Genomic DNA, 20,245 nt, shown 5'->3' with positions numbered 1-20,245 from the left:
AACATCCGATGAAACAAGAACGCGTGACGGCGGTCGCTCCGGCCAAGGTCAATCTTTATCTGCATGTGACCGGCCGTCGTGACGACGGGTATCACCTGTTGGATTCCCTGGTGGTCTTCACAGAATTCGGGGATCGGGTCACGGTTTCCCCTGCACCGGATCTAACCCTGTCGGTGGGCGGGCCTTTTGCAGCGGCCATCCCGAATGGCGGGGATAATCTGGTGCTGCGGGCGGCCCGCGCCCTGCAACAGGCAGCCGGTGTCACTGCGGGCGCCGCGATTCATCTGGAAAAATTCATTCCGGTCGCCGCCGGTGTCGGCGGCGGATCGGCGGATGCCGCCGCGGTGCTCAAAACACTGATGCGCTTGTGGGAGTTGACCCTGGAGCAGGGCAGGCTGGAAGCACTCGCCTTGGCATTAGGCGCCGATGTGCCGGTATGCCTGGAAAGCCGATCGGCCTATATGGGCGGGATTGGCGAGGATCTGACCGCAGCCCCTGATATACCGAAACTGGGTATTTTATTGGCCAATCCCGGGATTGGCCTCTCGACCCCGGCGGTATTTAAGGCCCGCACCAGCAGCTTTTCCGACAATGCCCGATTGACCCCGGGGGAACTTGCCACCAGGACGGATTTTATCAACGCGCTTTCCACACGGAACAATGATCTGTCGGAGCCGGCAGTGTCTCTTGTGCCGGAGGTTGGAGACCTGTTGGTGGCCCTTGGCCGCACCGATCATTGCTTGCTTGCGCGCATGTCGGGCAGCGGGGCCACCTGTTTTGCGCTCTACGAAGATCAGGCAGCGGCGGAAAAAGCGGCGGAAAGCCTTGGAAATGCGTGGCCGGACCTTTGGCTGCAGGCCTCAAATATCCGCTGAAAGAACGGCTGTCGGGCCGACCATCATAAAAGCGTAAAAAACAATGAAATCGGTGCTTGAGCTTTCAGATGTTTTTTCATAAAGTGCGCCGCACCGCATGGTGGGGCGTAGCCAAGCGGTAAGGCATCGGGTTTTGATCCCGTGATCGTTGGTTCGAATCCAGCCGCCCCAGCCAAAGCAAAACGGGTCTGTTCATGCAGGCCCGTTTTTCTTTTTCCTTCACCAATCCTTAAGGCCACCATGGGACACTTCGAAACCTAAGGGGCAATGATGAGACAGGATGGTATGAGGACGCTTTTCCTTTCCTGGGTTTTTTCAGTTTTTTTTACCGCCGCCGGTCTGGCGGAACCGCCCTTGCAGGTTAATTCCGGCCTGCCGGCGGAGCTGACCGCCAAGGATGGCAGCGGTATGCTGGACCAGGTCGTGGTTGAAGCCTTCCGGAGGATCGGGCGCGCGGTGGAAATTGAGATCCTGCCGCCGAAACGTGGCATCGCGCTCACCGATGCGGGACAGCGGGATGGCCATTATCTGCGGGCAATAAGGGTGATCGACGCTTATCCGAACCTGGTTTATGTACCGGAAGCCATCGCCAATGCGACCCGGATGGCGGTCACGCGGGAAGCCTATCCGGCGATCCGGCATTGGCGCGATCTCAAGGGACGGACGGTGGGTTATTGGCTGGGCGAGCAGGCCTATACGCTCTCAGATCACGGTCTCGAGGAGGCGATCCGGGTGCCAAATCCCCTTTCTCTTTTGGAAATGTTACAGAGGGGCCGGGTCGATGTGGCGCTCTCGGATTTTGCCATTGCGCGGGCCACCATGGAAAAGGCCGGTATCACCGGGTTAGTCATTCATCAGCCGCCGTTGGAACGGGTGCCGGTTTACCTTTGCCTGCATAAAAAACACGCGAATCTGATACCGGGCCTGATACAGGCGCTTAAGGCGATGATCCAGGATGGTAGCCTGGGGGCATTATGTCCCTATTGCCAGGAAAGCCTGAATTTTCCGGCGCCGGTGGCGATTGGCGGCTGAAATCAGCCTAAGGAATCGAAATGGCCCGATGATCGAAATGACCTGGGGATCGAAAGGTCTCAGGCACCGGCGATGTAATCGCGCATGGCGTTGGCTTCCAGTTCCAGATCGGAAATCCGGTTTTTAACCACGTCACCGATGGAAATCACCCCGACCAGCTTGCCCTCTTCCATGACCGGCATATGCCGGAACCGGCCCATGGTCATGCGCTGCATGATGCTGTCCACCGTATCATCCGGATGACAGCATTCGACGGACGTGGTCATCAGGCTGGAAACCGGCTTGTCGCCGATCCCGGCCCCGCCGGAAACCCCCATGCCGCGGATGATATCGCGTTCCGATAGGATACCCGCCAATTTTCCTTCGGGGCCAAGGACAATGGTTGCGCCGATCTTCCGCTCGCACAACAGCTTCACCGCGTCATTGATGGTCGCGTCATCGCGAAGCGAAATAATGTCCGAACCCTTGGTGGTAAGAAGAGACGCTACCCGCATGGAGATACCCCTTTCGCTAGAAACCATGTTTCGACGGAGACGGGTCGTCTGGCAGGCATCCCCTGATGCCGTCAGCCGTATGGGAGTTGCGCCCAAGCACCCGTTTCCCCCGGGCGACGGGCCGGTGCCGAAGCGCCCGGTATTGCTTAAGCTTCTCAAATCTTTGGGCGTTTGTCTATTTTTTCGAGGCCCCGCTAGGCAAGTTATCCCACATAACGGCGCAGGATTGTATCGGCCTGCGTACCATAGCCGCCGCCAAACAGCCTGGCATGCACCAGTAGGGAATAGAGCGTATAAAGCGGCACCCTTGTTTCAAAAAAGCCTGGTTCCAGCGGATTATGCTCGCGATAGCGGTCAAAGAAACGCGGCCCGAAAGTATTGAAGAGTGTGGTATAGGCGAGCTCTTCCTCGGCATCCCCATGATAAATGGCGGGATCGATAAAGGCGGCGATCCGATTGCCCCGGGTCAGGACGTTGCCGCCCCAGCAATCGCCATGCAGCAGGCTGGCCGGGCGGCCTTCGGGCAGAAACTCCGCCAGCCTGGCTCCCAGTCGCTCGATCCTCTCATAGGTTTCCATGCCGATGCCGCCGGTTTCAAGCGCTTCACGGCCCATATAGAATAGGCGCTGTTCCCGGTAGAAATCGTGCCAGCGCTCGGTCCAGGGATTGGGCTGGCGCAGCGGCCCGATCAAGGTATCGCGTTCATGGCCATAACGGGGGGCGGTCACCTGATGTAAGGCCGCCAGCAGGTCTGCGGCATGTTCCTGGGCCGATGGCCCCATGCCGCTGGAATTTTCAACATAATCGATCACCAGAAGGTCTTTGGCCCCTTCGATCACACCCGGGACCGGCAGATCGGAATGATCTGCCAGGTAGCGCAACATATAGGCTTCGATATCAAGGGTGCTGTCACCGGCCGCCGTCTTGGCAACCGCATGGCTGCCATCGTCAAAAGTGATTTTCCAGACCTCGCCGACACAGCCGCCGGGCAGAAAATCCGCCCTGGCCATGCCCCTGGCGCAGGCTTGTTCAATCCTTTGCCGATGGCCCGGATGCATAGATTACCGGACCTGTTTCAATTGATCGATCCAGGCCCGGCTTGCCTCGTCGATCAGATCCAATACCAGCTCAAACCCATCCGCCCCGCCATAATAGGGGTCCGGTACATCGGCGTTTGCGCTGCCCTTTGCGACCGGTTCCAGGAACATCCGGATCTTAGCCTCTGTGCCGACGGGGGCCTGCGCCACCATTTCATCGTAATGGCCCCGGTCCATGGCCAGCAGATAATCGAAATCATGAAAGTCGGCCGCGCGGATCTTGCGCGCACGCAAATCGGAAAGATCAATGCCCCGGGCCCGGGCCGCCTTCACGGTGCGCGGATCCGGGGCCTCGCCCACATGCCAGGCACCCATACCGCAGGAATCCGTCTCAATCCGGTCTGAGAGGCCGGCTTCGGCAAGCAAATGGCGGAAAACCCCCTCTCCCGTGGGTGATCGGCAGATATTCCCGGTACAGACAAAAAGGATCCGGATCATTTTTTTAATTCTCCCCGGGGTTTGAAAGGACGGATGCACCACTGGTAGCATAGGGGCCGGTCCGGGAAAACCGGTAACAGATCCCCGAAAGATGATGATAACGAAATGAAAATGCCGGATCATAATGCGCTATTGGTCATTCTGACCGGGGCAGGTATTTCCAAGGAATCGGGGCTCTCCACGTTCCGCGATCCTGACGGGGTCTGGGCCAAAGTGGATCTGGAGGAGGTGGCAACACCAGAAGCCTTCCAGAGGAATCCTGACAGGGTGCATGAGTTTTACAATCACCGCCGACGCGGGTTGCAGGAACCGGACATCCGGCCCAATGGTGCCCATGAGGCGCTGGCCAGGCTGGAACAGGGCTGGCCTGGCGAGGTGCTGTTGGTCACCCAGAATGTGGATGATCTGCATGAACGGGCGGGCAGCCGCAACCTGATCCATATGCATGGGGAATTGATGAAAATTCGCTGCGAATTATGTGGTGAGGGCACCGGTTGGAAAGAAGATCTGGGCATTGGGATCCTATGCCCCTTTTGCGGGTATAAGGGCGGGTTGAGGCCGGATGTGGTCTGGTTCGGTGAAATCCCTTACGCGATGGACAGGATCCTGGAACATTTGAGCCGCTGCGGCCTGTTTGTCTCGATCGGCACATCGGGCGCGGTTTATCCGGCGGCGGGCTTTGCCGCCCTGGTCCGGGATCAGGGCCTGGCGGACACGGTTGAAATCAACCTGGAGCCGTCGGAGGGCGCGAGTTTGTTCACGGAACGTCGTTATGGCCCGGCCAGCATGCTGGTGCCGCAATTTGTCGATGAACTTTTGGGAACGCTGACCTGATGGCAGGTGCTTTGGAAACCCTGTTATGTGAGGTTGAAAATTGCCGCCATTGCGCAGCAGATCTGCCGTTGGGGCCCCGCCCTGTGGTGCGGATGGCGCCGACGTCACGCTTGCTGATCATCGGCCAGGCGCCGGGTACCAAGGTCCACGAAACGGGTATCCCCTGGAACGACCCCAGCGGCAACCGGTTGCGCGACTGGCTGCAATTGGACCGGGACCGTTTTTATGATCCGGCCAGGATCGCCATTATGCCCATGGGATTTTGCTATCCCGGCCGCAACCCGAAAGGCGGCGATATGCCGCCGCGGCCCGAATGCGCGCCGCTCTGGCATGACCGGCTGCGGGCCCACCTTAACGGTATCAAATTGACCCTGCTGGTCGGGTCCTACGCGCAGAAATATTATCTGGGCAGAACTATGCGGAAGACTATGACGGAAACCGTGCGGGATTATCGGCACTATCTGGAAGATGGCTTTTGGCCCCTGCCCCATCCCAGCTGGCGCACCACGGCCTGGCTCAAGAAAAACCCCTGGTTCGACGAGGATGTCCTGCCGGATTTGCGGGGCAGGGTTCATTCAGTCTTGGCGGAAGCTTGACGGTCCGAGCTTTCCTCCCCATTTTCAGCACAGTAAATTCATCAAGGAGCAGCCCCGTGAGCACCCAGGACGCCATCATCGCCAAATTGCAGGACGGCCTTGCGCCGGTCAGCCTTGAGGTGGAAAACGATTCCCATCTGCATGCCGGGCATGCGGGGTCGCCGGGCACAGGGGATTCCCATTTTTCTGTCCGGGTGGTGTCGGAAAAGTTTGAAGGGCTGAGCCGGGTCGCGCGCCAGCAGCTGGTCTATGGCCTGCTCAAGGAAGAATTGGCCGGCCCGGTCCATGCACTGGCCATGAAAACCCTGACCCCGGCAGAAGCGGACTGATCACCTTCGTGCCTTGATGAAGGCATCCATGTGAAACCGGGCATGGTCGGGCGCGTAGGCATGGTCCTGGCCTACGGCGCAGGCGCGGCGCGCCAGGCAGCCCCGATCCCGGCAATCCTGCCCGGCATCTGACCGGATATGGTCCGAACAGGCCGCAACGTCATAGCTTTTGCCGTCAAAGGCCTGGACCGGGCAGGCGGTCAGGCAGGGTTTATCCGCGCAGCCTACACAGGGGCTGCTGATCGTTGGCGGTGTACTGAGCGACAGCTTCTCCTTGAAGGCCAGCGCCCCGCGGTAGGCATGCCACAGACCATAGTCAGGATGGCAGGAAATCATCACGGGGGAAGGCTCAAGCCCCGGCTCTGCCCTGCCGGCCCAGCGCTGAAACGGATGATAGGGCGGCCCGCCGAAGGGGAAAAAAACTTGCGCCCCGACCTCGTCCGCTAGTTTTTCAATCAATTCCCGGGTCCAGATATCCAGTGCATGTGTATGCGGGGTGCGCACCTCGTCGAAGGGCTGCCACATGGCCGAACCCGCAGTGCCGATCAACACCAAAGTGCGGACCGATCCTGGAAGGCCATCTTCTGGGGCGGCGTGAAAAGCACCACGCAGGATCAGCCCATGCGGTGCCAGCCAGCGGGAAAGCCGGTCTAACATTATGTCTTGCCCGGTGCCCATCCGTCCGGGGCCATTTCAAAGGCGGAGAATTCGAAGGCCGGGGCCACGGTGCAGCCGACAAGGACCCAGTCACCCATTGGTTCCGCGGCCTGCCAGGCATTGGCGGGGATCACCGCCTGGGGCCGCTGGCCCGCCATCAGGTCGGGGCCTAGGATGACCTCCTCCAATTCAGCTCCGTCATCGGACCGGCCCAGTTTCAACGGCCCGCCGGCATACCAATGCCAGATTTCATCAGCATCCCGGACCCGGTGCCAATGGGAGCTTTCTCCCGCGCGCAACAGGTAATAAATCGCGGTGGATGCGCCCCGTCCGCCGTCTTTACCGCTTTCTCGATAGGTTTCGGCAAACCAACCGCCTTCCGGATGTGGCTGCAGGTTCAAAAGGTCAATGATGGCCTGTGGATCGGTTTTGGCGTCCATTCCCATCACTCCGGCCTGGTTGCCTGCATGGCGGGCCGCTGGGAAAAGGCTTCAAGCCATGCGGCCAGTTTCGGCCGGGCCTCGCGCCAGGGATGATCGGCAAAACGGAAATCCCAATATTCCAGGGCACAGGCAACGGCAATGGTGCCGAGATTGGCGGTATCACCCAGCTGTTTGACTTCCTGTTCCAGCTGATCCATGCCGGCATAGACCGTGCCAAACTGGCGCTGGTGCCACCAATCATCTGGCAAAGGGGTGTCCAGTTTCTGGTTACGCATCCATTGCTGGCGCAAGAGCAGAGCGGCGTCGGTGATGCCCTGGGCAATGGCATGCTGGCGCAGTACCCGATAGCGTTCGGTACCGCGTTCGGGCACCATCATGCGGCCGGTATGCAGGCTGTCCAGATAATCGCAAATGACGGGGGAATCGAACAATGCCGGTCCATCCCCGGTGATCAGGGCTGGAACCTTGCCCAAAGGGTTGGTCTTGCGGAATGCCTCATCGTCAAACGGGTTGGTGGAAATCACCTCGATCCGCTCGATCAGGCCGGTTTCATGGGCGATGGCCAGGCATTTCCGGGCATAGGGAGAGGCGGGGCTGTAATAAAGCTTCATGGAAAATCAATCCTGTCAGGGGCTTAGAAATTATCTTTGCGATGCCGGATTTCGGCGAAGATATCAATAGGGTCGCGGCCTTCCATGCCAAGCTGGGCGGCAATCTCCGGCTGGTCGGCCCGCAGGAAGGGGTTGGTGGCTTTTTCGGCGGCCAGGACCGACGGCACGGTGGGGATACCGTGGGCGCGCAGGGCGTCAATCTCTTTGGATCGCATGGTCAGCTCCACATTATCGGGATCGATGCTGAGCGCGAAACGGGCATTGGCCTGGGTATATTCATGGGCGCAGAAGACGCGGGTTTCGTCCGGCAGGTCACGCAGTTTCTTCAGGCTTGGCCAAAATTGTCCGGGCGTGCCTTCGAACATGCGGCCACAGCCCAGCGCAAAAAGCGTATCCCCGCAAAACAAGGCTTTGTCCGCTTCAAACCAATAGGCGATATGCCCTTTTGTATGGCCTGGCACATCAAACACCCGTGCGGTTGCTGCACCGAATTGGAAGAGGTCGCCGTCGCCCAACTCAATCTCAATGCCGGGAATCCGATCCCGGTCGGCCCTGGGGCCGACGATGGTACAGCCTGTTTTGTCCCGTATTTCCTCATTGCCGCCCACATGATCGAAATGATGATGGGTATTAAGGATATGGGTGATGGTCCAGCCTGCTGAGGCGGCCGCAGACATAACTTCATCTGTCACGGCGGGATCAACCACGGCGGTCAGTTTCTCAACCGGTTCATGGACCAGATAGACATAATTGTCCTCCAGCACGGGGATTTGCCTGATTTCCAGCATGGTTTGCCCTCAAGATCCGAGTCGTAAATCCATTTTCCGATGCATGCCCGTTTGGGCGGCATCGTCAATATATTTAGTGACCTGGCGTGCGCATTTCATCCATCATCAGGAACCAGGCGCAGCCTTTCGCTTGCCAAGAAACTATCTGGCGATCACACTAACCGCCATGTGGATCGATGTCATTGACTTAAACAGTTTCTACCGCTCCCGGCTGGGCCGGGTGGCGCGGCATTTCGTGCGTAATGCCATCCGGGAACATTGGCCAAAGGTGGATGGTGATGTGGTGGTGGGCCTCGGCTATGCGACCCCCTATCTGAAACAGTTTGAAGGCGAGGCGGACCGGACCTTGGCGGTTATGCCGGCCCATCAAGGCGTGACCCATTGGCCGCGTGGCAAGATGAACCGGGTGACATTGGCGGATGAGGCGGCCCTGCCCTTTCCGGATTATTCGGTTGATCGTCTGCTGGTGGTGCATGCGTTGGAAACGGCGGAATATCTGCGCCAGATGATGCGCGAGGCCTGGCGCGTGCTGGCCCCCAATGGGCGCATGCTGGTGGTGGTGCCGGCCCGGCGCGGTTTCTGGTCCAGGCGCGATGTCACGCCCTTTGGCATGGGCAAACCCTATACGGTGGGCCAGGTTCACCGGTTGCTGCGCGAAACCCAGTTTGACCCGCAGCAGGTCACCCGGACCCTGTATGTGCCGCCGTCGAACTTGGGCTTTATGCTGCATTCGGCCCCGGTCTGGGAACGGGCCGGCAAAAAATGGTTCCCGCGGCTTGGCGGGGTGCTGCTGGTGGAGGCGACTAAACAGATCTATTCCGCCAATCCGGTCCGTCGGGTCAGCAAGCCGCGTCTTGTGGTGGTGCCGGGCGCGATCGGCGCAACACGCGCCATGTCCGAAGACTGAGGTTTCCAAAAAAGATCCCCGGGTCTAAGCCCGGGGATGACGTCTAATGGATCTCGTCGTCATTGCCGGGTATGACCCGGCAATCCAGAACGCTGCTATTACCGATTCATCCGGTTTTCGATCAGGTCATCCACCACACTGGGGTCCGCCAGTGTCGATGTGTCGCCCAGGTTGGCATAGTCATTTTCTGCAATCTTGCGCAAAATCCGGCGCATGATTTTGCCTGAACGGGTTTTCGGTAGGCCCGGTGCCCATTGCAGCAGGTCCGGGCTGGCGATCGGGCCGATTTCCTTGCGCACCCACTGGACCAACTCCTTGCGCAGATCATCGGACGGTTCAAATCCTTTGGTCAGGGTCACATAGACATAGATCCCCTGCCCCTTGATATCATGCGGATAGCCAACAACGGCAGCTTCCGAGACCGCATCATGATGGACAAGCGCGCTTTCCACTTCCGCCGTGCCCATGCGATGGCCGGACACATTTAGAACATCATCGACACGGCCGGTGATCCAGTAATAGCCATCGGCATCGCGTTTGGCGCCATCGCCGGTGAAATATCGGCCTGGATAGGTGGAGAAATAGGTCTGGATGAAGCGCTCATGGTCGCCATAGACCGATCGCATCTGGCCTGGCCAGCTGTCGGCGATACAAAGGTTGCCCTCGCAGGCCCCGTCCAGTTCCTTGCCGTCATGATCGACCATCATCGGTTTGACCCCGAAGAAAGGCCGGGTGGCCGATCCCGGTTTCAGTTTGGTGGCGCCGGGCAGCGGGGTGATCAGGATGCCGCCGGTCTCAGTCTGCCACCAGGTATCCACGATCGGGCAGCGGGTATCGCCGACAACCTCGTGATACCACATCCAGGCTTCCGGGTTGATTGGTTCGCCCACCGTACCCAGCAGGCGCAGGCTCTTGCGGCTGGTTTTTTCGACCGGGCCGTTGCCCTCGCGCATGAGTGCACGGATCGCGGTCGGTGCGGTATAGAAGATATTGACCTGATGCTTGTCACAGACCTGCCAGAAGCGTGAGCTGTCCGGATAGTTGGGCACGCCCTCGAACATGAGGGTGGTTGCGCCATTGGCCAGCGGCCCGTAGAGGATGTAGCTGTGGCCGGTGATCCAGCCCACATCCGCTGTGCACCAATAGATATCACCATCATGATAATCAAAGACATATTGATGGGTCATGGAGGCATAGACCAGATAGCCGCCGGAAGTGTGCAAAACCCCCTTGGGCTTGCCGGTGGAGCCGGAGGTATAGAGGATGAACAGCGGGTCTTCGGCGCTCATTTCCTCGGGCGGGCAGTCGGCGGAAGCCTTGGCCATCTCTTCGTGATACCAGAGATCGCGGCCCTCGACCCAGCCAATGTCGCCGCCGGTGCGTTTGATCACGAAGCAGGTGGTGCAGTCGGGGCAGCTTTCCAGCGCCTTGTCCGTATTGGCTTTCAAGGGAATTTTCTTGGCGCCGCGGACCCCTTCGTCGGCGGTGATGACAGCGTTTGATTCACAATCCTGGATGCGTCCGGCCAGGGCGTCGGGGGAAAAACCACCAAAGACAACGGAATGAACCGCGCCGATGCGCGCGCAGGCGAGCATGGCAACCGCGGCCTCGACGATCATCGGCATGTAGATGGTGACCCGGTCGCCCTTCTTGATGCCGCGCGATTTCATCACATTGGCAAATTTGCACACTTCTGCATGCAATTCGCGATAGGTGACGGATTTATCGTCGGTCGGTTCGTCCCCCTCCCAGATGATGGCCACCTGGTCGCCGCGTTTTTCCAGATGCCGGTCCAGGCAGTTGGCGGAAACGTTCAGGGTGCCGTCATGGAACCATTTGATATGCAGGTCCTTGGCATCATAGGAGACATCCTTGACCTGGCTGTAGGGTTTGATCCAGTCCACCCGCTTGCCATGCTCGCCCCAAAAGCCTTCCGGGTCGTTGATGGAGTGCTGGTACATCTCCAGATATTTGTCATTATCCGCATGGGCGCGCTTCGCCCATTCTTCCGGTACGCTGAAGTCATGTGCATCAAACATGGATCTGGCCCTAATTCATTGTCTGTTTATTGTTATCGATGCGCAAATTGCTGCGCTTGGGGGAGATACCGGGTGGCCCCTGTTCTCCACCTAGTTGTTTGCTTTGCGGTATAATGCGGCCAAACCCGTTATTCTTCAACAGGATCATGGTCTTTTTTTGCGCGAATGACGCTGTGTTTTTTCTCAAAAAAAGCAAAGGGCCGGAAAATCCGACCCTTTGTCCCCGATTGCGTGCAAATGGTGTCTTGCCCGGATGGAGGTGGGGAAATTATCCACCCGGTCCTGTAGCCGGCATGCCTGGTTAGAAAGACCCGCCTTAGCCTTTTCCGCCTTTTATGGACCGGGGGTGTCTTTTCATTTGCGCCCGGCTGTGATACCGGTGCGCGTTCTGATCAACTACCTCTCTTAACTGACAACGCCCGTCTTGGCGGCACTGGAATTGGTTTATGCGGAATTTCCTGGATTTTGAGCAGCCCATCGCAGATCTGGAAGGCAAGATCGAAGAGCTTCGGCATCTGGCCGATGACGGCGAGGTCAACATCGCCGATGAGATCGGCAAGCTTCAAACCAAAGCCGAAAAATTGTTGCGGCAAACCTATACCAAATTGACGCCCTGGCAGAAGGTCAAGGTGGCACGCCATCCGGACCGGCCGCATTTTGTCGATTATGTGCATGGGTTGATCGAGGATTTCACGCCGTTGGCCGGTGACCGGGGCTTCGCGGAAGATTGCGCGATCCTGGGCGGCATGGGCCGCTTCCGTGGCCATAGCTGTGTGGTGATCGGCCATGAAAAAGGCCATGATACCCAATCGAGGCTGAAGCATAATTTTGGTTCCGCACGCCCGGAAGGCTATCGCAAGGCGATCCGCCTGATGGAATTGGCCGACCGGTTCAACCTGCCGGTGATCACGCTGGTTGATACGGCCGGTGCCTATCCCGGGGTTGGCGCGGAAGAGCGCGGCCAGGCGGAAGCCATCGCGCGCTCCACGGAGAAATGCCTGGATATCAAGGTGCCGTTGATCTCCGCCATCATTGGTGAAGGTGGTTCCGGTGGCGCAATCGCATTGGCGACCGGTGACAGTGTCCTGATGCTGGAACATGCCATTTATTCGGTCATTTCCCCGGAAGGTTGTGCCTCAATCCTGTGGCGCAGCGCCGAACATGCCCAGGCCGCAGCCGAGGCGCTGCGTCTGACGGCACAGGACCTGCTCGAACATAAGATCATCGACGGGATCGTGCCGGAGCCGTTGGGCGGAGCGCATCGCGATCCGGCGGCGGCGATCCAGTCCATGGGCGAAGCCCTGGAAGCGGAGCTTGAAAAAGTCATGAATATGGATGGCGGCGCCCGGCGTGCCCGTCGCCGGGAGAAATTCCTGGCCATCGGCCGCGACGATCACTGAGGGAGCGGTGCTATGCGGCTGGGTGTGGCAATTCTGCTGGGCCTGGCGCTGGGCGCATGTCAGTCACCTTTTTCCAAGCCAGCTCCGGAGGATTGCCAAATTGGTGTCCTGACCGATCAGGGTCAAATTTGCCAGACGATCCGGACGGGTAAGGGCGATATATACAGTTTTTTCGCGGATATGAACGGATATACGCTTGGTGAGAAAGTCTGTATCTGTGGGAAACCCGCCACGATGACCCGCTGTCTGGTCGGTGTGCCGATTGATCTGGTTCATCTGGACCGCGACTGTCCGGGTTTGCCGCCGGCTTTCTAAGCCACGGCTATCCGGCGCTAATTAAGCATCTCTATCACTTCGCGGGCAGCCCGCCGACCGGACAGATAGGCCCCCGGTGCCTGGGTGGACCAATCGGTAACCGTTGCTTCGCCGGCAAAGAACAATCGCTCTGCGACCGGGCGCGCCATCATTTTCCGGGCATTGGCCTGTCCTGGCGGAGCATTGGAATAGGCCCCGCGAGCCCAGGGATCCTGAAGCCAATTGGTATAGTGGCCTTTGACGAACAAGGTTCTGATGTCGCTTCCAAAAAGGGAGGTAAGGTTTTCAAGCGCTAATTCGATGGTGATCCGGTCTGCGTCCGGTTCGCCAGAAAGGCTGCGGGCGGTGTCGCCCCCTAGAAAACCGATGGTCATGTCATGGCCAAATGGCCGCAGAATATGGCTCCAGGTCTGACTGTTGTTATTCTCCTGGATCAATAGGCCGGTGGTCTCGGCCTCTTCTGCCAGCGACCGGAAGGCTGGTTTGAATTGTAACGTGATCTTATCAAGGAGCCCCATGGGCAGATTTTCCGCCGCCTGTCGTTTCCAGTCTGGCAGGTGGGGTATGAATTCGATCGTTTCTTCCGCCAGCAATGAGGTCGGAACGGTTACAATCACAGAGCGTGTGCGTAGACGGCCCATATTGGTTTCCACCAATATTTCCGGCCTCTGCCAATCGATCCTGCGGACAATGGTGTTGAGTTGGGCCGCGACCGGCCCCAGGGCCTGGAGGATACCGGCGGCCATTCCCTGCGGCACCATCCATTCCACGCCTGTACCGATTTGGCGGTAGACGTCCAGTGCGGAGATCCGTTTGGTTTCTTCTCCCGCTTCCAAGGGGCCGACCAATGTATGTGCGATGCGGTCGATCCGGCCTTTCGGCGGGGAAAGGTCCCGGATCGACCGGTCCTCAAAGTCACTGATTGTCTCTGCGCGGTCGACTGCCCGGTCAATTCTGCGCAGCAGGTTTTCGTGAGCCTCTTCCAAGACCGAATAGTCATCCTCCGAAGCCTCCCGGCCGTCAAGATAGAGCCATAGATCCCGGCTGCCTTCGTCCACGATAGTAAAGCCCGGCTGTTCCTCAATCATTTTGGTCAGGGGGTTCTGGTCAGCGGAGTGTAACCAGGCACAACCATGGTCATAGGGGACGCCAAAGGTTTTGCTTTCCGTATAGGCCCGTCCGCCAATTCGATCTCTAGCCTCCAGGATGATGACGGATCGGTTTGCCCTGCGAAGCGCTTGCGCCGCAGAGATGCCTGCGATGCCCGCCCCAACAATGACACAGTCTGATAGCCCTGATGCAGAGACATAGGCCGGACTGAATGCCCAGGCCGAAAAACCACCCAGGAAGGTTCGCCTTGAAATCGGCGAAAACACATGCATCAGCATTATCCCAACTGTCTTGCCTGTTACGGGCAAAGTGTACCACAGGTTCCGGGCAGTGCGTAGACGGGCCCCAAAAAGGGCTTTTGCAACTCTAAATACTCGACAAGTCTCGGAATATAGGCGATAAATCGGTTCGTTTAGGGGAAAACGTCGGGGAATATAGAGTATGAAATCCGTAACCGGCCTTGTTGGCGCGATTGGTTTGCTTGCTGCGGCGGTATTGGTTAATACATCTGCCTTTGCTAATGAGGGTGGGTTTTACGTCGGTTTGCGCGGTATTGGTGCCTTTGGTGTCAACGACAATTTCACCACTTCCGGCCTGAACGGCACCTTGGAAGAGCGCAATACGGAAGATCCGGTTGCGGGCATTGGCGGTATCTTCGGCTACCGTTTCGAGAATGCGCCGATCCGCACGGAGTTGGAACTCAGCCACCGTTTCCGCATGGATTTGGATCTGCGCGATCTGCAATCTCCGGCCACCGGTTTTGAAAATAATCTCGCCACCACGTCGGCCCTGATCAATGTCGCGTTTGAAATTCGTAACGATACCAACTTTACCCCTTATATCGGCGGCACATTTGGCTGGTCGCGCAATCATTCTGATGTGGAGCGCGAAGTCAGCGGCAGTGCGCCCCAGACGTTTGAAAATGACAATGATGATCTGGCATTGGGCGTTATGGCAGGGGTGACCTGGCGTTTTGCCGAGCATTGGGATGTGGACCTGGCCTATCGCTATATCAATCTTGGTGAGGTGGATACGGGGAATATGTCCGGTGATCAGATCAAGGCCGATTATCATTCACATGACGCTCTTTTGACGGTCGATTATCGTTTCTAAGCCTGACTTGATGCTATAAGAGCCGGGCCAGGGCGGGAAACCTGCTTTGGAAGGCGGGAAATCGGATGATTTCAGCCTTCATTGACCGGGAAATGATATGACTGATGGCCCCTTATTTACCTATCGCGCCTTAAAATCCGAAGGTACGCTGCGTCCGGATCCGATCCAGGAGTTGGCTGCGGAAAAGCTTCAGAGCCTGCATCATGCTGTCGGTGGTTATCGGCCGGACAGTGGCCAGTCCGGTTGGAAGGCGCGCCTGGGGCTTGCCCGCCGCAAGACGATGCCACCGCAGGGGCTATATATGTATGGCGGCGTTGGCCGCGGCAAATCCATGCTGATGGATCTGTTTTTTGAAACAGCCCCGGTTGAGCGCAAACGCCGTGTGCATTTCCACGAATTTATGATCGAAATACATGAAGAAATTCATGAATGGAGAAAAGATCAGAAAGAACGGAAGGATAAGGAATCTGATCCACTACCCCGTATCGCACGGGACATAGCGGAACAAGCCTGGCTTCTCTGCTTTGATGAATTTCATGTAACCGATATCGCTGATGCGATGATTTTGGCGCGATTGTTCGAGACTTTGTTTGATTTGGGCGTTGTGGTGGTGGCCACTTCCAATTGGCCTCCGGATGATCTCTATAAAGACGGTCTGCAGCGCGCGCGGTTTTTACCATTCATTTCGATACTAAAACAAAAAATGGATGTTCTGCATCTGGATTCCGATACTGATTATCGTTTGATGCGCTTGCAGGCGATGAAGGCCTATCATGCCCCTTTGGGGCCGGCGGCCACCAAGGCGCTTGAAAAGGATTTCCATGATCTGACCGAGGGCGCGCAGGTTGAGGCGGTCACGATGGAAGTCAAAGGAAAAACCCTGCAATTTGACCGTACCGCGCGTGGCGTGTTGTTTTCTGAATTCAAAGAACTCTGCGAACGGCCCTTGGGTGCCGAGGACTTCATTCGGATATCGGAACGGTTTCATACGCTGATCCTGGACCGGGTGCCGAAACTCTCGGAGGCCCGGCGCAATGAGGCTAAGCGCTTGATGACACTGGTGGATGCGCTCTACGAGCATAAATGCAAGCTGATCCTGGCGGCGGAAACCAAACCGCATGAGCTTTATGCACAAGGCACGCATGCATTCGAATTTGAACGCACGGTTTCCCGGTTGATGGAGATGCAGTCTCGGGAATATCGGGAATTGCCCCATCTCGGTGGTGATTGAACCTGTTTCGCAGCCTGGGCCGGGGAAAAACACAGCTCAATGTAATATCCTTGTTGACCGGGCGGTTCGGTGAGGTTATCAAGGCGTCCGTGCCCCTGTGGCGGAACTGGTAGACGCGCCGGATTCAAAATCCGGTTCCTTTACGGGAGTGCGAGTTCGATTCTCGCTGGGGGCACCAAATTTCCCGCTAAAATCTAATTCTTCGGCCAGAGACTTCTGGCCTTCCGGGCTATTTCAATCCCCGCCATTTGGCCTTGGGATGGATGTTGGCCATCCCATTCCTGCCATTGGCGAAGAAGACAGAAACCCGATCAGATCAACCGACTGCCTGATTGGTGTCGGTTGCCTTTTTGCGGTTCCGTTCGGTGACCGGAAACCGGGACCATGACCATGACCTCCGCAACGCTGATGTTAACAATGAATTAATCACTCTTTGATAAACAGGGACGCATGGGTCGGCCGGTTAGTGGATTCCGGTTGGGCAAAGATGATCGGCCCGCAAATTTTTGGATTGTTTGGATGGTGGTCCAGGGGCTTTACACATTGGGGGGATACCGATGTACCAAGATTGCCAGAAAGTTTTGAATGTTGCCCGGCGTTTCGCTGATACGGGGCATCCATCAAATGCATCAACATTATTGCGCACACTGAAGGTCTGCTCAGCCGATGCGCGTGATTGCCCATTTCAGCATGAATGCAAGCTGGTCTGCAGGCGTCTTGCTTGCAAGGCGGGACATGGTTGATCCGCTTCAGACTGACTTACCGATCTAATGGCTTTGCCGGGATCTGAGGGCGGTGAGCTCAGCTACGCTCATCCTCACGGCGTTTGGCCAGAGGGTGGGCGTTCTCAACAAGCGCCTTTAGCTGTTCGCTCATCACATGGGTATAGATCTGTGTGGTTGAGATATCCGAATGGCCCAACAGTTTTTGCACCACACGCAGATTGGCGCCATGGTTCAGCAGATGGCTGGCAAAAGCATGGCGCAGCACATGGGGGCTGACCCGGTCCGGATCCAGATTAGCCGACAGTGCGAGCGCCTTGAGCAGCTGTCCTGTGCGTTGTCGTGTCAAATGGCCGGCCTTGGCGTTAGAACAAAAAAGATACGGGCTTTCCTTCTGGCCTTTGGGCAGAAACTCGCTGCGGACAGAACGATAGTCCGAGATGGCGTCGCGCGCCGGTTTCGGCAGCGGCACCATGCGTTCTTTACCACCCTTGCCCTTGACGATCATATATTCCTGATCGTCGCGAATGGCACGGTCCGGCAAAGACATTAGTTCCGTCACACGAAGTCCAGTGGCATAGAGTAGTTCCAGAAGGCAGTTGAGCCGAAGCCCCTCCGGGGTGCCGTCCCGCTGGGCGGCGTGCAAGAGGGCATCAACTTCCTCTTCGCTTAAAATCTTCGGCAATGGCCGTCCCTGGCGCGGGCTTTCCAGCTTGGCGGTCGGGTCATCCGCGCGTAACCCTTCCAGATACAGGAAACGATAAAACTGCCGGAGGCAGGACAGCCGTCTCGCGGCGGTGCTGGCCTTAGCGTGCCGGTCGGTCAAATCGGAAAAATAGGCTTTTAGATCGCCATTGTCGGCATCTTCAAGTCGCGGTAGGCGGTGAGCCGCCAGAAAGCCTGAAAAATCCACCAGATCCCGGCGGTAGGCTTCCAGGGTCTGGCGGGCGACGCCTCGTTCGGCGGCCATCATCTCCAAGAAGGTCTCGATCCTGGGGGACATAATTTATTCCTGCATTACCGCCTTTTGGGGCCGCTGCTGGGCATGTTGGTCCTGTGACCGGAGTCAAAGGTCATTTTGCAGCGCGGCCTCCATCGCCAGGTCATACCCTGCGCGCGCCAACCCGACTTTGCCGAGTGCGGCGATCACGCTTTTCAGGGTTTCCGCATCGGCCTGTGCCGGCCCGCCTTCTCCCAGGGTCCAGAGTGTCCAGGCGACCGTTTCCGCCCGGCGTCCCTCCTGGGCGGCCTGGGTGGTCAGCTGGACGAGGCCCGGGTTGGGCAGGGTCACATACCGGTTGCGCGGCAGGTCGAGAAGCTCGCGCCAGGCCGCAGGGGGCACGGCCACCCTGCCCAGCGCATCCATCAGGCTGTAGGCCAGTTCCAGGCGCCGCATCGCTTCAAAGGGGGATTGGTCCGGCACCCGGGCACGGGTTTGTTTGGCCCAGGAGCTGCGCTGTATCTCATCCATTTCGGAATCATAAGAATCGCTGGCCAGGCGGGAAAAAGCCCATAAGCCATCCTTGAGGCTTTGGGCCGCGGGATCGCGCTGGGCCTGGTTGGCCAGATGGCTGACCCAGGCATCTGCTGGTTTCGGGCGGCCGATGGCATAAAGAGCCCGGGCGGCTTCGCCGGAAAATTCCCACAGATCTCCCGTAACTGGCAGCTGCGTGATTTGTGTGGCGTGAACGTCCACACTCAAGGGATAAAGACCATTGCGCCGGGCCAGCTCCAGATCTTTTTGGATGACCAGTGCCTTGGTCTCCGGAACCGATTCGATAGAGGCCGCCTGATACAATAAGGCCCGACCGCGGGCGTCATAGGTTGCCTCGGCGATGGATATCGGGCTTCGCAATTCCTCAGCCGAAAACTCCACGCTTTTGTAGATCTCGGCCAGCATATCCGCAGGTATGGCACCGACCCTGGCCGCCTGTTCAGCCGCCAACAGTCGCACATTCAGATCGCTGTGCGGGTTTTCGGCAATGGCCCGCATGGTTGCAGGGTCGGCAGAGGCCAGAAGAGTGTCGGGCAGCGGCAGTTTTGCCAGCCAAAGCAAGGCCAGATGCAGGTCATTGACCCGGTCAAACTCCGGTAGGGCTACGGCGCGCTGCTCGCTGATCCGGGCAACTAGTGCGAAGAAGAGCGGATCCTGTTCCCCGTTATCCTGAAGCAGGGTGGCACCAAACTGCGCCGCTGTCGTATTGCCATCAAGCAACTGGCAAAGCACCAGCCGTTTTTGCCAATAGGCCTCGCTCAGATTGGATTCCTGCGTACGGATCAGATTACAGGCTCCGCCAAAATCGCCCAGCAGCAGCCGGGCCTGGATCATCAGTTTATCGATGGCAGGTTCGCGCTCAATCGATCCTTCCGCGGCATCGATCAGGCTGATCGCATCTTCCAGGAATCCCATGGCGATCAGTTTTTCGGCCCGGGTCCGGATCAGGCGGGCCTTTTCCGGCGTCGCGGCTTCATTGCCCGCGTCTGTTGCCAAAGGCAGTTCCGCCGTGCTCAGCAGCAAACGCCTGGCCAGTCCCCGAAGGGCGGGCGATGGAAGCTGGGTTGGAAGGCCTGCCAGCAAATCATGGATGTCGGCACGTTGGCTTCCCTGCCACATATCGACGCCCAGTCCGCCATTGCTGCCGTCCAGCAGTCCGATGGTATCGGGATCGATGCTGCCCAACCGTTCAACGGAAATGACCACATCGGATGGGGTGACGAACTGTTCCTGGGCGCCAGCCGGCAAATTCGCCGGATTTTCTGGCGTGCCGGATGGGGCCGGTTGGCTTGGGAACAGCTGCAAGGGGCCGCTGTCTTCATCTTGCGCGAAGGCCTGTGCAGTAAAACCGAACAGCGCCAGACTGAGAGCAAAAGCGGCGGGAACAAGTTGAGAACGCTTTCTCAACAGGCAGGAATCAGCGCGGGAACTGGGAGTCATCGAGGACTTTCTCTACCTGGGTGCTGGGGGCCGGGATATCCCAGCTGGCGAGGAAAACACCCCCGCCAACGACACCGGCCACAATGATGATCAGAAAGAGTTTAAGGAAACCGTTCATAGGAAATATCTAGGACCCAAATTGATTTTTTCCGGCCGGATGAAGTTGTTTGGCCGGACCACAAGAGATTTATCAGCCTTTACCCTATCGGTCGAGTATGGCAATTCTGCGGCAGTGTATATAATACCGGGACATGATGACAATGGTCTATCGGCGGCAAT

General features: G+C 58.0%; 22 protein-coding genes and 2 tRNA genes. 12 read left to right on the top strand and 12 right to left on the bottom strand.

The window, feature by feature from the left end:
• Positions 1 to 8 precede the first annotated feature (8 nt).
• The 3 genes from DFP90_RS09155 to DFP90_RS09145 all read left to right on the top strand — a co-directional run bounded on the left by DFP90_RS09155 (position 9) and on the right by DFP90_RS09145 (position 1,907).
• The gene (locus tag DFP90_RS09155; RefSeq protein ID WP_115936173.1) at positions 9 to 875 is read left to right on the top strand and encodes a 4-(cytidine 5'-diphospho)-2-C-methyl-D-erythritol kinase; all 867 of its coding nucleotides are present in this window, start codon (positions 9 to 11) and stop codon (positions 873 to 875) included.
• Positions 876 to 976: 101 nt separating this feature from the next.
• Positions 977 to 1,050 (top strand) — tRNA-Gln (locus DFP90_RS09150).
• Between the two features lie 110 nt (positions 1,051 to 1,160).
• Positions 1,161 to 1,907, top strand: coding sequence for a substrate-binding periplasmic protein (locus DFP90_RS09145; RefSeq protein ID WP_181905273.1), 747 nt, complete (start codon positions 1,161 to 1,163; stop codon positions 1,905 to 1,907).
• Positions 1,908 to 1,966: 59 nt separating this feature from the next.
• Here DFP90_RS09145 and DFP90_RS09140 read toward each other — a convergent pair whose 3' ends face one another.
• The 3 genes from DFP90_RS09140 to DFP90_RS09130 all read right to left on the bottom strand — a co-directional run bounded on the left by DFP90_RS09140 (position 1,967) and on the right by DFP90_RS09130 (position 3,936).
• Complete coding sequence (locus tag DFP90_RS09140; protein ID WP_115936171.1) at positions 1,967 to 2,401, bottom strand: CBS domain-containing protein; 435 nt, start codon at positions 2,399 to 2,401, stop codon at positions 1,967 to 1,969.
• Between the two features lie 203 nt (positions 2,402 to 2,604).
• Positions 2,605 to 3,411 (bottom strand): fructosamine kinase family protein, encoded by an 807-nt coding sequence (locus DFP90_RS09135; protein WP_181905272.1) that lies wholly within the window; start codon positions 3,409 to 3,411, stop codon positions 2,605 to 2,607.
• Positions 3,412 to 3,462: 51 nt separating this feature from the next.
• The gene (locus DFP90_RS09130; RefSeq protein ID WP_115936169.1) at positions 3,463 to 3,936 is read right to left on the bottom strand and encodes a low molecular weight protein-tyrosine-phosphatase; all 474 of its coding nucleotides are present in this window, start codon (positions 3,934 to 3,936) and stop codon (positions 3,463 to 3,465) included.
• A gap of 105 nt (positions 3,937 to 4,041) precedes the next feature.
• Here DFP90_RS09130 and DFP90_RS09125 point away from each other — a divergent pair, with 105 nt between their 5' ends.
• Genes DFP90_RS09125 through DFP90_RS09115 form a run of 3 tightly spaced genes read left to right on the top strand, consistent with a single transcriptional unit; the run spans position 4,042 to position 5,695 of the window.
• Complete coding sequence (locus DFP90_RS09125) at positions 4,042 to 4,770, top strand: NAD-dependent deacylase (RefSeq protein ID WP_115936168.1); 729 nt, start codon at positions 4,042 to 4,044, stop codon at positions 4,768 to 4,770.
• Entirely contained in the window at positions 4,770 to 5,366 is a 597-nt protein-coding gene (locus DFP90_RS09120) for a uracil-DNA glycosylase family protein (protein ID WP_115936167.1), read from the top strand. Before DFP90_RS09125 ends, DFP90_RS09120 begins: the two co-directional genes overlap by 1 nt.
• A gap of 56 nt (positions 5,367 to 5,422) precedes the next feature.
• Positions 5,423 to 5,695, top strand: a complete 273-nt coding sequence (locus DFP90_RS09115; RefSeq protein WP_115936166.1) for a BolA family protein — start codon at positions 5,423 to 5,425, stop codon at positions 5,693 to 5,695.
• Here DFP90_RS09115 and DFP90_RS09110 read toward each other — a convergent pair whose 3' ends face one another.
• The 4 genes from DFP90_RS09110 to gloB are packed head-to-tail and all read right to left on the bottom strand — an operon-like array spanning position 5,696 to position 8,194.
• Positions 5,696 to 6,352, bottom strand: a complete 657-nt coding sequence (locus tag DFP90_RS09110) for a ferredoxin (RefSeq protein WP_115936165.1) — start codon at positions 6,350 to 6,352, stop codon at positions 5,696 to 5,698.
• Complete coding sequence (locus DFP90_RS09105; RefSeq protein ID WP_115936164.1) at positions 6,352 to 6,792, bottom strand: cupin domain-containing protein; 441 nt, start codon at positions 6,790 to 6,792, stop codon at positions 6,352 to 6,354. The genes DFP90_RS09110 and DFP90_RS09105 overlap by 1 nt, the downstream gene beginning before the upstream one ends.
• A 5-nt stretch (positions 6,793 to 6,797) precedes the next feature.
• Positions 6,798 to 7,406: a glutathione S-transferase family protein gene (locus DFP90_RS09100; protein WP_115936163.1), complete on the bottom strand. Its 609-nt coding sequence runs from the start codon at positions 7,404 to 7,406 to the stop codon at positions 6,798 to 6,800.
• A 23-nt stretch (positions 7,407 to 7,429) separates the two neighbouring features.
• The gene (gene gloB, locus DFP90_RS09095) at positions 7,430 to 8,194 is read right to left on the bottom strand and encodes a hydroxyacylglutathione hydrolase (protein ID WP_115936162.1); all 765 of its coding nucleotides are present in this window, start codon (positions 8,192 to 8,194) and stop codon (positions 7,430 to 7,432) included.
• 130 nt (positions 8,195 to 8,324) lie between these two features.
• Here gloB and DFP90_RS09090 point away from each other — a divergent pair, with 130 nt between their 5' ends.
• The gene (locus DFP90_RS09090) at positions 8,325 to 9,101 is read left to right on the top strand and encodes a class I SAM-dependent methyltransferase (RefSeq protein ID WP_245957013.1); all 777 of its coding nucleotides are present in this window, start codon (positions 8,325 to 8,327) and stop codon (positions 9,099 to 9,101) included.
• A 98-nt stretch (positions 9,102 to 9,199) separates the two neighbouring features.
• On the opposite strand, the gene acs is transcribed toward DFP90_RS09090, so the two are convergent.
• Complete coding sequence (acs, locus tag DFP90_RS09085) at positions 9,200 to 11,140, bottom strand: acetate--CoA ligase (RefSeq protein ID WP_115936161.1); 1,941 nt, start codon at positions 11,138 to 11,140, stop codon at positions 9,200 to 9,202.
• 446 nt (positions 11,141 to 11,586) lie between these two features.
• On the opposite strand from acs, the gene DFP90_RS09080 reads away from it, so the two are divergent.
• Both DFP90_RS09080 and DFP90_RS09075 read left to right on the top strand, forming a co-directional pair.
• Positions 11,587 to 12,540, top strand: coding sequence for an acetyl-CoA carboxylase carboxyltransferase subunit alpha (locus DFP90_RS09080; protein ID WP_115936160.1), 954 nt, complete (start codon positions 11,587 to 11,589; stop codon positions 12,538 to 12,540).
• A 12-nt stretch (positions 12,541 to 12,552) separates the two neighbouring features.
• Entirely contained in the window at positions 12,553 to 12,855 is a 303-nt protein-coding gene (locus DFP90_RS09075; protein ID WP_115936159.1) for a hypothetical protein, read from the top strand.
• A gap of 17 nt (positions 12,856 to 12,872) precedes the next feature.
• Here DFP90_RS09075 and DFP90_RS09070 read toward each other — a convergent pair whose 3' ends face one another.
• Complete coding sequence (locus DFP90_RS09070; RefSeq protein WP_181905271.1) at positions 12,873 to 14,237, bottom strand: flavin monoamine oxidase family protein; 1,365 nt, start codon at positions 14,235 to 14,237, stop codon at positions 12,873 to 12,875.
• 169 nt (positions 14,238 to 14,406) lie between these two features.
• On the opposite strand from DFP90_RS09070, the gene DFP90_RS09065 reads away from it, so the two are divergent.
• The 3 genes from DFP90_RS09065 to DFP90_RS09055 all read left to right on the top strand — a co-directional run bounded on the left by DFP90_RS09065 (position 14,407) and on the right by DFP90_RS09055 (position 16,487).
• Positions 14,407 to 15,078, top strand: coding sequence for an outer membrane protein (locus DFP90_RS09065; protein WP_115936157.1), 672 nt, complete (start codon positions 14,407 to 14,409; stop codon positions 15,076 to 15,078).
• Between the two features lie 97 nt (positions 15,079 to 15,175).
• Entirely contained in the window at positions 15,176 to 16,309 is a 1,134-nt protein-coding gene (gene zapE, locus DFP90_RS09060; RefSeq protein WP_115936156.1) for a cell division protein ZapE, read from the top strand.
• Between the two features lie 91 nt (positions 16,310 to 16,400).
• Positions 16,401 to 16,487: transfer RNA gene (locus DFP90_RS09055), tRNA-Leu, on the top strand.
• A gap of 623 nt (positions 16,488 to 17,110) precedes the next feature.
• Here the strand turns inward: DFP90_RS09055 and xerD are convergent.
• The 3 genes from xerD to DFP90_RS22810 form a co-directional block, all read right to left on the bottom strand.
• Positions 17,111 to 18,034, bottom strand: a complete 924-nt coding sequence (gene xerD, locus DFP90_RS09050) for a site-specific tyrosine recombinase XerD (RefSeq protein ID WP_115936155.1) — start codon at positions 18,032 to 18,034, stop codon at positions 17,111 to 17,113.
• Positions 18,035 to 18,097: 63 nt separating this feature from the next.
• A complete protein-coding gene (locus DFP90_RS23350) occupies positions 18,098 to 19,966 on the bottom strand; it encodes a hypothetical protein (RefSeq protein ID WP_115936154.1) in 1,869 nt (622 codons plus the stop codon).
• Positions 19,944 to 20,084: a hypothetical protein gene (locus DFP90_RS22810; RefSeq protein WP_181905270.1), complete on the bottom strand. Its 141-nt coding sequence runs from the start codon at positions 20,082 to 20,084 to the stop codon at positions 19,944 to 19,946. The genes DFP90_RS23350 and DFP90_RS22810 overlap by 23 nt, the downstream gene beginning before the upstream one ends.
• Positions 20,085 to 20,245 lie beyond the last annotated feature (161 nt).

The organism is Aestuariispira insulae (assembly GCF_003385955.1).
Taxonomy (GTDB): Bacteria; Pseudomonadota; Alphaproteobacteria; order UBA8366; family Aestuariispiraceae; genus Aestuariispira; species Aestuariispira insulae.
Note: the sequence above shows the minus strand (reverse complement) of the source record. Positions and strands in the feature narration are given on the sequence as shown.

Coding starts and splice junctions, on each gene's coding strand:
- DFP90_RS09155 (WP_115936173.1), top strand. CDS start 9: ATGAAACAAGAACGCGTGACGGCGGTCGCTCCGGCCAAGGTCAATCTT.
- DFP90_RS09145 (WP_181905273.1), top strand. CDS start 1,161: ATGAGGACGCTTTTCCTTTCCTGGGTTTTTTCAGTTTTTTTTACCGCC.
- DFP90_RS09140 (WP_115936171.1), bottom strand. CDS start 2,401: ATGCGGGTAGCGTCTCTTCTTACCACCAAGGGTTCGGACATTATTTCG.
- DFP90_RS09135 (WP_181905272.1), bottom strand. CDS start 3,411: ATGGCCAGGGCGGATTTTCTGCCCGGCGGCTGTGTCGGCGAGGTCTGG.
- DFP90_RS09130 (WP_115936169.1), bottom strand. CDS start 3,936: ATGATCCGGATCCTTTTTGTCTGTACCGGGAATATCTGCCGATCACCC.
- DFP90_RS09125 (WP_115936168.1), top strand. CDS start 4,042: ATGAAAATGCCGGATCATAATGCGCTATTGGTCATTCTGACCGGGGCA.
- DFP90_RS09120 (WP_115936167.1), top strand. CDS start 4,770: ATGGCAGGTGCTTTGGAAACCCTGTTATGTGAGGTTGAAAATTGCCGC.
- DFP90_RS09110 (WP_115936165.1), bottom strand. CDS start 6,352: ATGTTAGACCGGCTTTCCCGCTGGCTGGCACCGCATGGGCTGATCCTG.
- DFP90_RS09105 (WP_115936164.1), bottom strand. CDS start 6,792: ATGGACGCCAAAACCGATCCACAGGCCATCATTGACCTTTTGAACCTG.
- DFP90_RS09100 (WP_115936163.1), bottom strand. CDS start 7,406: ATGAAGCTTTATTACAGCCCCGCCTCTCCCTATGCCCGGAAATGCCTG.
- gloB (WP_115936162.1), bottom strand. CDS start 8,194: ATGCTGGAAATCAGGCAAATCCCCGTGCTGGAGGACAATTATGTCTAT.
- acs (WP_115936161.1), bottom strand. CDS start 11,140: ATGTTTGATGCACATGACTTCAGCGTACCGGAAGAATGGGCGAAGCGC.
- DFP90_RS09080 (WP_115936160.1), top strand. CDS start 11,587: ATGCGGAATTTCCTGGATTTTGAGCAGCCCATCGCAGATCTGGAAGGC.
- DFP90_RS09075 (WP_115936159.1), top strand. CDS start 12,553: ATGCGGCTGGGTGTGGCAATTCTGCTGGGCCTGGCGCTGGGCGCATGT.
- DFP90_RS09070 (WP_181905271.1), bottom strand. CDS start 14,237: ATGCATGTGTTTTCGCCGATTTCAAGGCGAACCTTCCTGGGTGGTTTT.
- DFP90_RS09065 (WP_115936157.1), top strand. CDS start 14,407: ATGAAATCCGTAACCGGCCTTGTTGGCGCGATTGGTTTGCTTGCTGCG.
- zapE (WP_115936156.1), top strand. CDS start 15,176: ATGACTGATGGCCCCTTATTTACCTATCGCGCCTTAAAATCCGAAGGT.
- xerD (WP_115936155.1), bottom strand. CDS start 18,034: ATGTCCCCCAGGATCGAGACCTTCTTGGAGATGATGGCCGCCGAACGA.
- DFP90_RS23350 (WP_115936154.1), bottom strand. CDS start 19,966: ATGACTCCCAGTTCCCGCGCTGATTCCTGCCTGTTGAGAAAGCGTTCT.
- DFP90_RS22810 (WP_181905270.1), bottom strand. CDS start 20,084: ATGAACGGTTTCCTTAAACTCTTTCTGATCATCATTGTGGCCGGTGTC.